13 protein-coding genes are annotated in these 15,596 nt (G+C 35.8%); 10 read left to right on the top strand and 3 right to left on the bottom strand.

What is annotated here, in order from left to right:
- Window positions 1-4: 4 nt before the first annotated feature.
- Window positions 5-1,222, top strand: coding sequence for a glutathionylspermidine synthase family protein (locus tag BCR25_RS12850; RefSeq protein WP_069663991.1), 1,218 nt, complete (start codon window positions 5-7; stop codon window positions 1,220-1,222).
- 42 nt (window positions 1,223-1,264) lie between these two features.
- On the top strand, window positions 1,265-2,011 hold the full coding sequence (locus BCR25_RS12845) for a hypothetical protein (protein ID WP_069663990.1): 747 nt from the start codon (window positions 1,265-1,267) through the stop codon (window positions 2,009-2,011).
- Between the two features lie 96 nt (window positions 2,012-2,107).
- On the opposite strand, the gene BCR25_RS12840 is transcribed toward BCR25_RS12845, so the two are convergent.
- Both BCR25_RS12840 and BCR25_RS12835 read right to left on the bottom strand, forming a co-directional pair.
- Window positions 2,108-2,749, bottom strand: coding sequence for a hypothetical protein (locus BCR25_RS12840; RefSeq protein WP_069663989.1), 642 nt, complete (start codon window positions 2,747-2,749; stop codon window positions 2,108-2,110).
- Window positions 2,750-3,174: 425 nt separating this feature from the next.
- Window positions 3,175-3,738, bottom strand: coding sequence for a recombinase family protein (locus tag BCR25_RS12835; RefSeq protein ID WP_069663988.1), 564 nt, complete (start codon window positions 3,736-3,738; stop codon window positions 3,175-3,177).
- A 398-nt stretch (window positions 3,739-4,136) separates the two neighbouring features.
- On the opposite strand from BCR25_RS12835, the gene BCR25_RS12830 reads away from it, so the two are divergent.
- The 6 genes from BCR25_RS12830 (at window position 4,137) to BCR25_RS12805 (ending at window position 10,722) form a co-directional block, all read left to right on the top strand.
- Window positions 4,137-4,847 (top strand): signal peptidase I, encoded by a 711-nt coding sequence (locus tag BCR25_RS12830; RefSeq protein ID WP_245792155.1) that lies wholly within the window; start codon window positions 4,137-4,139, stop codon window positions 4,845-4,847.
- Window positions 4,848-4,931: 84 nt separating this feature from the next.
- The gene (locus BCR25_RS12825; protein WP_069663986.1) at window positions 4,932-5,978 is read left to right on the top strand and encodes a SipW-dependent-type signal peptide-containing protein; all 1,047 of its coding nucleotides are present in this window, start codon (window positions 4,932-4,934) and stop codon (window positions 5,976-5,978) included.
- Window positions 5,979-6,021: 43 nt separating this feature from the next.
- The gene (locus tag BCR25_RS12820; RefSeq protein ID WP_069663985.1) at window positions 6,022-6,771 is read left to right on the top strand and encodes a hypothetical protein; all 750 of its coding nucleotides are present in this window, start codon (window positions 6,022-6,024) and stop codon (window positions 6,769-6,771) included.
- Window positions 6,772-6,814: 43 nt separating this feature from the next.
- A complete protein-coding gene (locus BCR25_RS12815) occupies window positions 6,815-7,675 on the top strand; it encodes a BsaA family SipW-dependent biofilm matrix protein (protein WP_069663984.1) in 861 nt (286 codons plus the stop codon).
- 12 nt (window positions 7,676-7,687) lie between these two features.
- Window positions 7,688-8,371 carry a hypothetical protein gene (locus tag BCR25_RS12810; protein WP_083242681.1) on the top strand — a complete coding sequence of 228 codons (684 nt, stop codon included), beginning with the start codon at window positions 7,688-7,690 and terminating at the stop codon, window positions 8,369-8,371.
- 11 nt (window positions 8,372-8,382) lie between these two features.
- Window positions 8,383-10,722 (top strand): vWA domain-containing protein, encoded by a 2,340-nt coding sequence (locus BCR25_RS12805; RefSeq protein WP_069663983.1) that lies wholly within the window; start codon window positions 8,383-8,385, stop codon window positions 10,720-10,722.
- A 331-nt stretch (window positions 10,723-11,053) separates the two neighbouring features.
- Here the strand turns inward: BCR25_RS12805 and BCR25_RS12800 are convergent, their stop codons facing one another.
- The gene (locus tag BCR25_RS12800) at window positions 11,054-11,698 is read right to left on the bottom strand and encodes a helix-turn-helix domain-containing protein (RefSeq protein ID WP_069663982.1); all 645 of its coding nucleotides are present in this window, start codon (window positions 11,696-11,698) and stop codon (window positions 11,054-11,056) included.
- Between the two features lie 191 nt (window positions 11,699-11,889).
- Between BCR25_RS12800 and BCR25_RS12795 the strand changes: the two genes are divergently transcribed.
- Both BCR25_RS12795 and BCR25_RS12790 read left to right on the top strand, forming a co-directional pair.
- Complete coding sequence (locus BCR25_RS12795) at window positions 11,890-14,799, top strand: SpaA isopeptide-forming pilin-related protein (protein ID WP_069663981.1); 2,910 nt, start codon at window positions 11,890-11,892, stop codon at window positions 14,797-14,799.
- 142 nt (window positions 14,800-14,941) lie between these two features.
- Complete coding sequence (locus BCR25_RS12790; protein ID WP_069663980.1) at window positions 14,942-15,547, top strand: recombinase family protein; 606 nt, start codon at window positions 14,942-14,944, stop codon at window positions 15,545-15,547.
- Window positions 15,548-15,596 lie beyond the last annotated feature (49 nt).

Here is a 15,596-nt window from a genome sequence, read left to right as displayed (position 1 = left end):
AACTGTGAAAGGAAATATTCAATTATTGAAAGTCCCTGAGCATGATTATTCAGATTATCGCTATGAGGTGATTTTTGAAGCATATAAATGGGATCCACAAGTAGAGGATGCAAATACAGTAAGTGAGTATGTTGCAGTATTGGACGAGCATGCAGTTGAAGAGCTGACTAATTTAGCCGAACAGCTGGCACTTGAAACGACAGCCATGGAGCTGGAACTGTTGGACAATCTGGAATATGCAAAAGAGCTAGGTTTGCCTAAAAGCATGTGTCGAGGAATGAAAAAGGCAAAGGACTATCAAAAAGAAAAACATGTTCGCTTGATGCGTTTTGACTTTCATCCAACAGACCAAGGCTGGCAGATTTCTGAAGTTAATAGCGATGTTCCAGGTGGTTTTGCTGAAAGTTCGATTTTGCCAGAAATTGCGGCTCGTTTTTTTCCGGATACGGAACCTTCAGAAAATTTTGGGAGACATTTATATCAAGGGTTTGAGAAACGGATTCAGCCAGGCAGCACTATCGGTTTTGTTCATGCTACATCGTATGCAGATGATCGGCAAGTTATGCAGTTTATGGGAGATCATTTTGAGTCTAAAGGCTATCGTTCAGTCTATTTAGCACCTGATGATGTTAAGTTTGAGCAGAAACAAGCATATAGTGTTTTAGAGGATCAGCCACAGCTTTTATCAGGGATTATCCGTTTTTTTCCTTTAGAGTGGATGCCCAGATTACCCTTTTCAGCAGATTGGCAAGGCTACTATTCTACAACTACACCTTCGTGTAATCATCCAGTTGCAATGTTGACGCAACCAAAAAGTCTGCCCTTAATTTGGGATAAGTTGAACGTAGAGTGTCCGACATGGCAGAAATTATTACCTGAAACAAAAAAGGCTTATGAGTTAAGCTACGAAGAGTCTGACTTTATTTATAAACCTGTTTTTGGCCGTGTTGGCGGCGATATCACTATAAAAGAGGCAACCAGTGAAAAAGAATTTAAACGAATCAAAAAAGAAGCTCTAAAGAGAAAAAAAGAATGGGTGGTTCAAAAACGATTTAACAGTCAGCCTATAAAAACAGACGACGGCAAAGAATTTCATCTTTGTATTGGTGTTTTTGTTGTAGATGGTGTCTTTTCAGGATTTTATGGACGGATAAGTCCTTACGCCAGAATCGATGAAAAGGCTAAGGACATTCCAATCATTATAAGGAAATCCAGCGTTTAGCACGTATAAATCAGAATTTGACAAGAAGTACAAGGAGGAACCATGAGCAAAGAACTAGAAGTATATAAAAAATGGGCGCCCGATACAGCATTATGGACCCAATGGGTAAAGCCGGTTGTTTTTATGAATATGAATGTGTCATCAACAACGACAAAAGGAACGATGCCTAAAAGCACTGTCTCATGGACAGATTATCAAGCAGATCGAATGCTGATCGTTGATTTACCAAGCGATGAAGGAATCAAACAAGGCTTGGCTCTAGCAACGATCGGTTATCGTCCGATACCCCTTTATAATGGTGTGCCAGGTGGACGTAAAGCTGTTGTTTCAAACCAGAAAATTGTTGAAGGATTAAGCAAAGGTGCGGAAGTATTAGCGAACATTGAGCTGTCCAATAAGGCAAATCCTGTTTTTCTACTAGATAGTAATCGGTTAAAAGGAAACAAGAAAAAGCCTGGTACTTTTGATAATCGGTGGTGTGTTGTTGTACAAGATATGCCTTCTGCTAACTATTTGAAAAGACAGGGGATCAAAGAGATCGTAGTTCGAACGGAGGGCCTGCAAAAAGATTTATCATTTATTCTGTATCATTATCAAAAGCAAGGAATTTCAATTTATCTGTGTGGCAGTCAGGAAAGAATCAAATTGAAAAAGGTTCCTAAACCAAAAAGTATTCGTTTATTTTACCGCTTTTTATTACTCCTTGGGTTTACCAGAGGAGCGACAGGCGGCTTTGGAATGACGATTCCTGAGGTTAGTTCTGGCGGTGGAGGATATCGAGCTGGTTAATGCTTAGTGAGGACCAATAAAAATAAATCAGGCTGAGATGTAATTCATAGAATTATCTCTCAGCCTGATTTATTTCAAAAAAACGGTGGTAAAGCATCAATCCTTCTCTGAGGGCTCAATCGTTACCTTGTATTCATAAACGATATCATCATCAGAAATTAGTTGTTCAATTTTATTAGGCTCATTTTCTATTTTATTGATGATATTTTCTTTATCGGTATAAACACTATAGCCTAAAGTGCTACTTTTCTTTGTATCTGAATGTACGTTAGGGATAAAGCTGCAAAAGCTTTTTTCATTAGCAGAGCTGCCTGAGTTGAAAAGTGAGGTAGCATCCGCATAAGTTAAAAGTTCATGCAAGTTCCCGTCTTTTTTGAAAATAACAAGGAGGGTATTGGTTTGGCTTAAATGTGATGTAAGGCTATCTTTATCATTTGGAAAAGCTAAAAACGGTTGGAAATCTTCATTTTTTGATTCATTATTAAACGCTCGTTTTCTAGATAGTTCGACATAGATTGGTTTCTTGTTGGCGCTTGTAATAGTAAAATAATGGAAATCCTGCGCACCTTCAGATACTAGCGTTTGATGTAGTTTGGTTGATTCGTTTGATAGCGCTTTCGTTTTTGGCTGTTCAACAATGATTTTTTCTGAGTCATTGTTCTTAGAAGTAGAGTATAGAACAATGAAAACGGCAATTGTCAGGATAGAAGCAAGTACAACAAAGAGTTTCTTTTTCATCTAAATCGCCTCCTAGTGGATATATCTTTCTTTCTCTATTATAGTTTAATGGAAAAAATATGACAATTGTATCTGGAAAATGATTTAAGCCATTGCATGTTTTGATTTTTATGAGTAAATAGAATTTGTATTGAGCATAGAATACGGCTAAAGCTACTGCTGTTAAGCTCTGTTTGGATACGTAAGCTTTAAGGGCAGTTGGAAGAATAGAAGCTCAAGATATCAAGCAGTTTGTAGTATTTGCATCGTAAGTCACAGTGTGATAACTATTTAAATTGCTACAGATGGCATAGCCAAAAATTATATATTATTTCATTAAAACAATAAAAATGCCTTCAAAACTTGTATTTTACAGTACCAGTTTTTAAAGGCATTTTTTATTGTTTGCATTAATTTACTTTAATATGAAAAATGTTGAACTTAGATTACAGTTCTTCTTCTTTTTGTGTATGAATAATTTTATACACGGAAGGAAGAGAAAGCCTTGTTTTTTCAGCAATTTCCGATACTGAAAAAGAGTGACTTTGATACATTTTGATAGCCAATTCACGTTCTTGCGTTTTTGGCGGTCGTCCTAAGCGTTTTCCATTTTCTTTAGCGACTTCTAAACCTGCCATTACTCGTTCACGAATCAGTTCCGCTTCCATTTCAGCAAAGGCGCTCATAACTGTAAAGAAAAATTTCCCCATTGCCGTAGAAGTATCAATATTGTTTTGAATGCTGACAAAATGAATTCCTTTTTGATTGAATTCTTCCAATAGAGTTAACAATTGTTTTGTTCCCCTAGATAAGCGATCTAATTTAAAAATCACTAATGTATCTCCCTCCTTCAATAAACTCAATGCCTTATCTAGCTCTGATCTAGAGGTTTTTCTGCCACTCTCATACTCTTTAAAAATGTGATCAACGCCATACTTTTTTAAAGCTCTTTCTTGAGAATCGAATTTTTGGTGATGGGTACTCACCCGCATATAGCCTATGACAGTCATTGGCCACACTCTCCTTAACATTATTCCAACTGAATCCTTATTTCTCCTTTATTTATAAAAAACCATTGACGCGGCTTTATTTTTATAATAAACTATTGTTTTTTTGAAATTGTCATTTTTGTTATTTTTCTAAAAATATAAAAATAAGAATCGCGTAGGGACGGTATTTTTCCGACTCGGCGCTTTTTTTGTGTGCATATTATTTGCCATTTACTTTAACAATTGTTTTTTTGAAAGTTTCTTTAAAGGAAAAGCCCAGTGTATAAAGGCTATTGTCATAAAAATTAGCTTTATTTTAATTCGAAATCGAGAAATTTTGAATTATAAAATAACAACTATCAAAAGATGGATTTTGAGGAAAGTCTAAATATGCGTGTAGAACGTTGGAGGGGAACTTATTGGAAGTAGCTAACAAAAGAAAAATTCAAAAAAAGAAGCGGGCTACTGCAACGAAAAAGAGTTCTGGAAAGAACGTAAAGAATTTAGAGAATAAGCGAAAGTCACCTAAAAAAAAGACAACGACAAAAAAAGGCCAGACTAAAAACAAACGCAATACGAAAAAAAAGTCTGCTCCAATTCGCTCACTAATAATGAACAGTTTGTTTTATGGCGTGATCTTATTAATGGTTATTGGCTCTCTCATTTTTGCTGTAAGTAAGGATCAAAATAAAAGTTTTCTTGGGTATCGTTTTTTTGGTGTTTTGACTGATTCAATGGTGCCAAGAGATCCTAAAACGCAAAAGGGTGGGTTTCATGCAGGTGATGTGATTATTGTAAAAAACATTGCAGGTGAAGATGCGGAAGTGGGAGATATCATTACTTTCCGTCCGAATATCAATAGTAAAGCATTCTTAACACACCGAGTGAAAGAAAAATTGGATCATTTAGATAATCATGAAGGAACCTATTATATCACTCAAGGGGATGCCAATCTTGTGGAAGATACACCAGTCAATTCAGAACAGGTAGTTGGAAAGAAAATAGCTGTTCTTCCTAAAATTGGTGGCATTCTAAATTTTATTACCAATAATCTTTTATTATCAATTGTTTTTCTATTTTCAGTTTTTGGGTTTATTACGGTAATGAAACATTATGTACTAAACAAATAATTATGGTGTTTACTTTTTAATCTTCTAAGTTGAAGAATAAAAAGAAAATATAAAAAAAGTTTTTACAAGGAGGATTTTTCACAAATGAAAAAAATGAACAAGAAAAAGACAATTGCTGCGGCTAGCGGTTTTGCATTGCTGGCAATTCTAGCAGGAACATTTGCCTGGTTCCAAAGCTCAGATAGCGAAACCAACCACTTTGAAGGCCAAATTGCTACGGGAGATGACATTGAGGTAGTGGAAACATTTACACCACCTACCGATTGGGAAGGAGAAGTAGCGAAAAAAGTTACAATCGCCAATATTGGTTCGTTTGATCAACTCGTGCGGGTAACCTTTGATGAATCTTTAGCAAAACTAAAAGATCATGAATCTAAAAGAATTACAACAGGTACAGCTTTAGAAGGAAAGACATTGGCAAATACTTATTTAGTTCCAGGTACAGCGTTGCCAACATCAAGTGATTTTACTAATTCAACATTTGAAGGCGGCGCGCCAACGATTTCAGTTTTAGATGGAGCATTCACAGGTACGTATACGCTGAAAGCAAAAGAAAGTAAAGTGACAGAACCTACAGGGGAAGTTACATACACTTATCGCTATGTTTGGGAAAGAAATGATGGGGAATTATTCCATGCTTCAGGTATTACAGGCTTTGACAGAAATGCTTCTGATGAGATCAAGATTCGTAGCGGGGCAGCTTCATTAAGCTATGTTGATTTAGAATATGCTGCTGCAACGACTGGAGACTGGACAACTGATCCATACAACCCAGCTTTCACAGCTGTGGGTACCGATGCTTGGAATGTAAAATCAATGATTGACAACAATATTCAAATTACATTCAACAATATTACGGATGATCCAACAACTCCTAACAAGTGGTATTTCAATACTGCGGATGGTTACTTCTATTACACAAGTGTTGTTTCTGCTGGGAATAATACAACTCAAATCATTAATGCTGTTGCTTTAGTAGGAAACTATGATAACAGCTATAGTAAACTAAAATATGATTTAACAGTAAATGCTAAAGGTATTCAAGCCTTCCAGGGCGCTGTGGATGAATGGGTAGGAACAAGCAACACTACATTATCAGATGCACTAAAAGCAATTACACCTGAAAAATAAGTATAATAAAAACGTTTGATGAGTTTTACTAGGGGGAAGAAGAATGAAAAATGGGCAAAAAAGAAGAATTGTTGGTAATGTTCTATTTATATTAATCATATTTACTCTTTTTTGCCCAGTGTTTGCAAAAGCAGAGTCTCTTCCTTCTGGTATGGTCATTGGTGACGATAAGGCCTTTAAAGTACAAGCAGATGGAAAATATTTAATTGAAATCAATGATATTATGCCAGGCAAACAATGGGAAACAACGATTAACTTTTTAAATGTTGAGAAAGATACTAGCTACTTAGTCACATTTTATTCGAGTCAGCCTGATTTCATTGAAGGGAGCATAAATCTAGCTGAAGCAGTGCAAATGCGTCTGGTTTATGATGGCAAAGAATTGTATAAGGGACCTTTATCTGGCAAAAGCGATACAGTAAATCTACAAAATAAGGCGCAGCCTCTGAATCTGGGGGTTTTAGTGAGTGGAGAGACAAAAGTATTAAAGGTGTATTTTGAATTAGATGGAAATAAGTATGGAAATAGTGAATTCTTTGAAAAAAATGTAGTGGAAAACGTTTGGTATTTTAGTGCGGTAAAAGCGACGCTACCGTCAACCGGAACGGATGATAGTGACGAAGAACAAACGTTTGTCGATCAAATCAAAGAGTTATTACGCCTCCCATCAACAGGTGAAGAGTGGAAAAACGCTCTATTAATTATGTCTTTAGGATTATGCTGCATTGTACTGTTTTTATTGATTATCAAACATCGTTATTTGCAAAAAAAGAAAAATGAAATTGGGAAATAAATGTATTTCTTAGAACGATCAAATTATTAGGAGGACCAAAAAGATGAAGAGAAGCAAGCAATTCGCCAATCTTTTAAAGCAAAACTTGACAAAAAATCACAAACTGTTTCTTTTTATTGCAGCGCTATTCTTTTCTAGTTTGATGGTTTTAGGAAATACGTATGCTTGGCTAACAGCTGAAGATGATAAAGAAAATCATTTTGAGGGAGGCATTCTCTCAGTTGAAATCATAGAAGATTTTGAACAAGTGAATCAATGGCGACCGGCAAGAACAGAAAAGAAATTAGTTAAAGCGAAAAATATTGGTAGTGTTCCCTCCTTTGTAAGACTATCCTTTTATGAATATATCGCTTTATTTAAAATCGATACGACTGATCAAACTGGTAACGGTCATCTGTTGACAGTTCCTAATGAAAAGGCCCCAACCTTGATTTATGAGAATAAAGAGACATGGAAAGCAGCTGCCACTGCAAATGGTACATATGATGCTGGTGGAACATTTTATGTCGTAAAGGATGCCTATATTTCGGACAAAACAACAGGAACAGACATGTTTAAGATGAATGATAGTCAACGTGAGAACTCTCTTTTAAAATGGTTTAAATTAAACGTTTCTGAAGATGTTTATTTAAGCAAGCCAGCAACAGGCACAAAAAATTATTGGTTGTATAAGGATGGTTATTTCTACTATTCAGAAGTTTTAGAGTCAGGGCAAACGACCTCTGCTGTTTTGAACGATGTCACCTTAAGCGCCAGTGCGCCAAATAGCTATAAAGGTTCAGTGTATGAAATCGATGTGGAATTAGATGCACATGATACAACAAAAACAATCGTATCAGCATGGAATATATCTGAAACAGGAGAAATTTATGAGATGTATAAAGAGTTCATAAAAAATAAGTAGGAGGAATAGAAAATGAAAAAACGTAAATACTTCTTGAAATCTCACGTCGTTATTTCACGATTAAAATCAAAAAAGTTTTTAATCCTACTACTTAGCACATTAACTATCCTCGTTTGTCTAGGAATCGGAATGTACCAAACCTATGCAGCTTTGACAGGACAAGATTCAAAAGAAAATAATTTTAAAATTGCTGATTTTAAAACATCGATCGAAGAAGATTTTCAGCCAAGTAAAAAATTTGAAGCAGATATCGACTATAAAAAAATAGTACGTGTGAAAAATGATGGAGAAGATCTAGCCTTTGTCCGTGTCCTTGTTTCCCCAGTAATTACGACCAAGGACACGATGACTAATCAAACGATTTTGTTGCCTGCAACAATGAATGGGTCAGCACCCGTTTTAAGTATTGACTTTAACGATGTGGATTGGATTGATGGGCAAGACGGTTTTTATTACTATAAACAAGCATTAAAAACAGGAGAAAAGACGAGCTCCCTATTTGAAAAAGTACGCATGAACAGTCAATCGATCGATACCAATTACACTGGTGCGATATTAACGTTTGAACTAAAGGTAGAAAGTGTTAACACAACTGCTTATGCCTATAGGGATGCCTGGTGGAATGGACAAAAACCGACAGTTGGAGTGCTATTACCTATCGATCAAGTATTAGAACCGCAAGTTATTAAGGAATAGAGGGTGAAAAAATGAGAAAAAAAGCAATGTCAAAAGCTAAAGTATTGATTGTACTTCTTTTCATCTTATTAGGCGCCTTCTTTTCGAGCAATCTGCTATCAAGTTCTCAACAAATTATTAAGGCAGAAACTAAAAGTGAGTTAGCACCTGGAGAAGTCAGAGTAACAAAAAAGGTTACGCCTGTTGACGGCATGGTCAACCAATGGGATGTGACCGTTGATTTGGAAGCGAAGAATCATTTTCCACCACCATCTCAAGATATTTTTATCGCTTTAGATGTATCTGGCAGTATGTTGGGCATCGTTTCGAGTACGGGAAAGACAAGACTAGAGATGTTAAAAGAAACAGCTAAAACATTTGTCACTGAAGTACTGCAAGATGGCTATGATAATCGTGTTGGTTTCTTACTATTTGGTCGTGAAGTAAACGACATTGTATCTTACAAGACTTCCTCACAAAGAGATGAACTTTTAGCTTACATTGATAGTATATCAGTGAAGACAGGAGATGGAACGAATATTCAGTTAGCGTTAAGAAAAACAGCGGAGGAGATGAATGATCCTTCCAATGCTCGTTTGACTGGTGTAAGTGGAGGAGAAGTCAGTCGTAGTATGATTTTACTTTCTGATGGTGTTCCAACAGATAGTGCGCTGCCTGTAGATGAAAAGTGGATGATTCCTTATACGAATAATAAAGTTAATATGGATTTCTTCGGAGTTTATAACAACAAAATTATTCAATATGAAACCATTGATTCAATTGATGCGTTTGATTATGATAAAATCGTTCCTTATCAGGGTTCGGCTGGAAGTTATCGCTTTAGAATGATCAATGGTTTTGGATTTGTTGCGCCTCCAATGACAAGTGACAATATTACACCAGAAGTTAAATTACAGTATCCAGAATTGATTAATAATGAAGTATATCGTTTTTTTAATCATTCAAATAGTACAATTGCAGAATCTAAATTGATAAAAGATATGGCGTTTAGCAAAGACACGTCAAAAAAATTGCTGGATGAAATCTATACGATTGGTATTGATCTTTCATTGACCTCTTCTTCAGAGGATGTTGTCCAAGTGGCTGAAAAGACGTTAAAAGAAGTAGCGACAAATGGAAATAACTATAATGCCGATACGGACGAAGTAGAAGGGATTCTTAAAGAAATCAGTGAAAAAATGATTTATACTGCTCAACAAAGTAGCTATACAGAAAAAATAGTAGAAGGTTTTGAAATTGAAGGAACGTTAACGAATACCAACGTCTCTCAAGGAAGCATAACCTATAATTCAGCAACAAATGAAATTTTTTGGAATGCTGGAACATTAGCTACGCCGATTCCAAGCAATAAAGAACATATGAAAGCAAGCATGACCTACCGTGTAAGTGCGAATAATAATGTGTTGAAGCCTGGAATTATTACGAGTGATTATGCAAATATAGCAGGTAAATCAACAGTGATTGGCCGCAATTATATGTTTGAATACCTAGATTTCGACCAGCAAAAGCAAGGTGTTGATACTACTTTTGGATCAGTAAAACCCATTATTGTTCATTTAGAAAAGAAGTTGTTTGATGCAAATGATAATCCAATCACAACGAGTGATGAACGCTTTAACGTGAGTTATGAGGACAAAGCACTCGCACCTGGAGAGATTAATTATACACAATCAGACCAGTTCCAAATAAAAGCTGATGGCAATCGTATTTCTATTGTTCACCCTTGGAAAAATAATACTGATTATACAGTAAGTGAACAATTATCTAGTAGTCAAAAGTATGACGTAGAGATTAAGATCAATGATCAAGTAAGCGCAGTCTTTAATTTTGGCACTGATCCAGATAGCTATGCTCATCAACAGATTGTTGTATCTAATACTGCAATACTATTAAATGGCTATTTAAATATTCGACAAGCGGTTCTAAGTCCTAACGAAGAACTTGTTGTGCCAGAGAAAGCTTTTTATCAAGCCAAATATTCAAATGGTGGTGAAGTATATCTGACGTCGAAGAGTTCTATTAAGGATTCGCCTATAGAAATTGATCAATCTGTTTTTGATCAATACGCAATTCATTTGATGGATCAACAAGTTCAGTTAGCGCTTAAAGGAAGGATTCCTGAATATTATGAATTTTCCGGATATATCCTTACTTCTGATAAAAGTAAGATCTCTGAAAAGCATGTATCAAGTAATTTAGTTGATTTGACCTTTGACGAACAACTAACGATAGACTATTCAGCCACATCTGAGTACTGGTTGACGATGTTTATTAAACCAAAATTTGGAGCGGGTGATACTGCACCTAGAGCCTACAGTTGGGACTATGCGGTAAATCTTTTTGGAGAATAAATGTCTGCTTAGTAGTTACTAATAGTGTATGACCAAGTAAGTGAGTAATGTTCATCATCTATTTTGCTGGCAAAGTAGGTGGTGAACGACAAGCTCAATTTGTTTCCAGAAAGTGGATAAATAGTAAGATGTGAAGTAAGTAAATTTTTTTGATAGGTTCTAATGAATAATAGGTTAGGGTTAATAGTACTATAATCGCAGCGGGGGATAGCAGCTGCTTTTTTCTTGTTTTTTTAAGGAGTTAGAGCGTGTTTCGAATTACGACCTATTATTGAAACACACTCTAAATGAAGAAATAATAGAACTGCACATATAAGTATGGTTGGTTTTTTTATGTCATAGAATGCTGTATTCTTTGATAAATATCTTGACGAATATTTTTTTGAATTCTTGTAAATTCTAAGAAGTTGCAATAGTTAAAGCTACGTGCAGTCAGTAAATTTCCCAAAAGTTCTAAATTTTTCAAAGAAAAACCAAAAATTGATAGGTGAAATAGTCTAAGTTCATAAAGGTACCATGTTTCAATTTCAAGTAAATAGTTCTTAATGGGCTCAATGAGATGTTCCAATTCATTTTTATTTCTGTCGTATTCTGAGGGGAAAAGGTGTAGAAAAGTCGCTTTAGCAATACAGGAAAAATGTCGATACTTTTCATTAGATGTATCTAAAAAGCTCCTTTCCATTTGTCGAATAAATGTTTGAAAGGATTGTGAATCTTGTTTCGTTTTAAGCAAAATCAGCTTATCATACAGTTCCTTATCTGAGGGAAACTGTTCTGAATCAAGTAGATATAAAAAATCATTAAAAGAAATAGCTAAACGTTCAAGGATTTTTAAAAAATTATCTAGAGAGGGGATTGATAAATTAGATTCAATTAGATAATAAGCTTGGCGACTAACAATTCCTTCATAAATACATTTTTGACTAAGCCCTTTCTCCTCTCTTATTGTTCGAATAATCGTTCCATAATTAATCATAATACTCCTTTATAGTCAAGAGTTCTTTACCAACCAACAACAACAGACTATATAATGTTATTATACCAAAAGAAATAAAGAAATTTTATTAAAATGGAAATAAAATAAAAATAAAATAAGGAGGTGATTTATTTATGTGTATTTAAATTTTTATAGTATACATTTTGGGAAAATGGAAAGGGAGGAAGAAAATGAAATTTAAATCAAAACTATTTATTCCGTTGTTGGCGTTGATGTTCGTAGTAATAGGTTTATTTGTTGCTAAAGCTGAAGTAGCAGATGCTGCTGGTTACAATATTGAAATATCTAACTATGATTATGATAATTATCATAGTATTCCGAGAGTCAAGACACCTTTAGCTGGCGCTAAATTTGAGGTATGGACAAATGGTTTCCAAAAATTGATGGGGACAGTAACTACGAATGGTAGCGGTAAGGCTACGGTTTACAATTTATCTCCAGGGATTTATTATGTAAAACAAATTCAAGCACCCGCAGGTTATCCGCTCGTTACCAATGTTGGAACAGTATATATATCCTGTTGGAATGAAGAGGTTGTATTTACTAATCAAAAAGCAAAAATGGGAACCTTGCAAATTATCAAAACAGATGAATCAAACAATAGGCTAGCGGGTGCCGTGTTCAAAGTATATACACAAGGTACCGGAATAGATATGGGGACGGTTGCTACAAATTCAAATGGAGTAGCTACAATTTCACTACCACAGGGAAACTACAGAGTGAGAGAAGATGTAGCCCCGCCTGGATATGAGTTGGATCAAACATTTCGAGATGTAACGATCGGTTCAGCTGTAACGACGCTTAATGTTACAAATAAGAAAAAGCCTGTAGTCGTACAAAGAGGGACGATCGGTATCTATAAACGAGATGTAAGTTCACAGCAATTATTGTCGGGAGCAGTCTTCCAAGTCAAGAATGCTGCAGGGGCAGTTGTTGGTACCGTGGTAACAAACACAAACGGTTATGCTTCTTTAGCTAATTTGGATTATGGTGTTTATACGCTGACAGAGATCCAAGCGCCAAGTGGTTATCAGGCGTTGACTAGCACGCAAACCGTGTATTTGAATACAGCAAGTACTACAACAACATTTTATAACCAAAAAATAGCAGCGCAAAAAGGCACATTGACGATCAATAAACTAGATCAAGCGAACAATCAGCCTTTATCTGGCGCCGTTTTCCAAGTCAGAAATGCATCAGGCACACTGGTCGGTTCCGTAACGACAAATAATTTAGGTGTAGCGACATTGTCGAATTTAGATTATGGAACGTATACGGTAACAGAAACTGTTGCACCGTCAGGTTACCAAATTCTGACGACATCACAGGCAGTCTCAATAAATTCTGCAAGTAAATCCGTTACATTTTATAACAAGAAAATAGCGACGCAAAAAGGCACATTGACGATCAATAAACTGGATCAAGCGAACAATCAGCCTTTAGCAGGAGCGATATTCCAAGTGAAAGATTCGTCAGGAGCTTCTGTGGGCATTATTTCTAGTGGGAATGACGGAAGAGCGACACTCTCTGATTTAGCCTATGGTACTTATACGATTACAGAATTAGTAGCACCAACAGGTTATCAAATCGTATACGCTTCTTATACGACCCAAATTGATTCAGCAAATAAATCGATCAATTTTTACAATAAGAAGTTAGAAACTTCAAAAGGATCAATAGAGATCAAAAAACTTGAATATGGCACGAACAAAGTTTTAGCTGGTGCTGAGTTTGAAGTGAAAAACGCGCAAGGTACGGTGGTAGGAACGGGTACAAGTGATACAAATGGTCTCGTAACAATAAGTGGTTTGGAATATGGCACTTACACAGTTACAGAAACAAAGGCTCCAAATGGCTATCAAGCACTTATGGGTGCCCAAAACGTATCTTTGAATTCAGCAAAATCATCCATTACTTTCTACAATAAAAAACTAGAAACACCAAAAGGTTCACTAGAAATTGTTAAAACAGATGAAAAAGGCAAGCTGTTGTCTGGAGCTGTTTTCCACGTATTGTCTACAACCACAGGAACAATGGAAATGTATGAGACTGGTGTTGATGGTCCAGAAGGCAAAATCATACTGGAAAATCTAGCTTATGGTGAGTACAAAGTAATAGAAACAAAAGCGCCAGATGGATATATAGGAGATTACACGGTAAAAGATGTAACTGTTGATAAAGATAAAGTCACGCTAACTGTCATTAATAAACAAAAAACAGGTAGCATTGAGATCGTTAAAACAGATGAAGAAGGTAACAAACTGCAAGGTGCTAAGTTCTATGTCTGGTCTATGCAGGACGGTCAGCGTACCGATGTTGAAACTGGCGTTGACGGAAAAGCTCTATTAGAAAATCTGCCATACGGAAAATATAAAATTGCAGAATATCAAGCACCGAACGGTTATGAAGGTGATTATAGTATTAAAGAGATAACCGTTGATAGAGACAAAGTAACACTTACAGTAATCAATAAAAAACAGGTGAAAAATGGAGAGTTAATCATCACGAAATATGCTTATGATGAGAGTGGCTATCCAACAGATATAGTCTTGAAAGATGCAGAGTATACAATTACAAATACCCAAGGATTTACGGAGGTTGCTACGACCAACGACAAAGGGGTTATCAATCTAACCTTAGAACCTGGTACGTATACTGTTGTAGAAACGAAGGCGCCAAATGGTTACATTATTGACAACACACCTTATACCGTTATAATCACGGAAGGTCAAAAAACAGAAATTGATCTATATAATTTAAAAGAAGGAGAACCAGGCGGATTTAGTATTTATGTTCGCGAAGTAGATGCTAAAAACCAGCTGACTAACCATGCGGTTGAGGGAGCTAAATTTGAAGTTATCACTTCGGATGGTACTTGGCATAGGGATTTAGTCAGTGATAAAAATGGCAGAGTGCAGGTCGATAGTATGTCAGTTGGTAGATATACGGTTATTCAAATAGCATGTCCACCGAACTATGTATTAGCAGAAAATCAATCTCAAATTCAAATAGGAACGATGTCAGAAGGAGACACGGTAAAACTAAATTATTTCAATAGGTACACTGGTTCTTCAAAATGAATGTCAGATCAATAAATGAATTCAACGATCAAGTGGGGAAATACAGCTAAAATCTTTTAATCCGACTTGTCCATTATTTTTGTATTGGGTGTAGGAGAGAAACAATTATCTATCCTGCACCCATTTTTAGGAGGAGAATAAAATGGCAGTTATTGGTTATATGAGGGTAAGCACACAGCATCAAAAGTTTGATTCTCAAAAACAAGCATTGGAAGAATATGGTGTAGATAAAATCTATAGAGAAAATGAAAGTGGTCGAAAAAAATCTCGAAGCGAATTGAATAAAGCGCTTTCTTCTTTGGAACCTGGTGACACATTTGTTATATTTAAATTAGATCGACTTTCAAGAGGAACCCAGCAGTTGCTGGCTTTATTGGAGAGCTTTAATGAGCGGAATATTCAATTTGTCAGCATTCAAAATAATCTTGATACCTCAACAGCGACTGGAAAGTTTTTCTTTACAATTATGAGTGCTTTTGCAGAAATGGAATCGGAACTGATTCGAGAACGCGTTTTAGCGGGCTTGTATGCTGCTAAAAAAAAGGGGGTCAAGCTAGGAAGACCGAAACTTGTTACTGAAGTAGAAGAGGCGCTTGAACTTTATTATACAACAGATTTAACTATTCACGAGATTTGTCGGAAATGCGATATTTCAACAGGAACATTGTATAATCATTTAAAAAGGAAAGGGATCTACCGCTCAAAAGGAAATATACGAATACATAACGTTAACGTTGCTTTAAATTAGCTATAGAAGGAATAATTTTCTGTATAGCGAATAGAGTACTGAAAAGCTG

The organism is Enterococcus termitis (assembly GCF_001730305.1).
Classification (GTDB): domain Bacteria; phylum Bacillota; class Bacilli; order Lactobacillales; family Enterococcaceae; genus Enterococcus_L; species Enterococcus_L termitis.
Note: the sequence above shows the minus strand (reverse complement) of the source record. Positions and strands in the feature narration are given on the sequence as shown.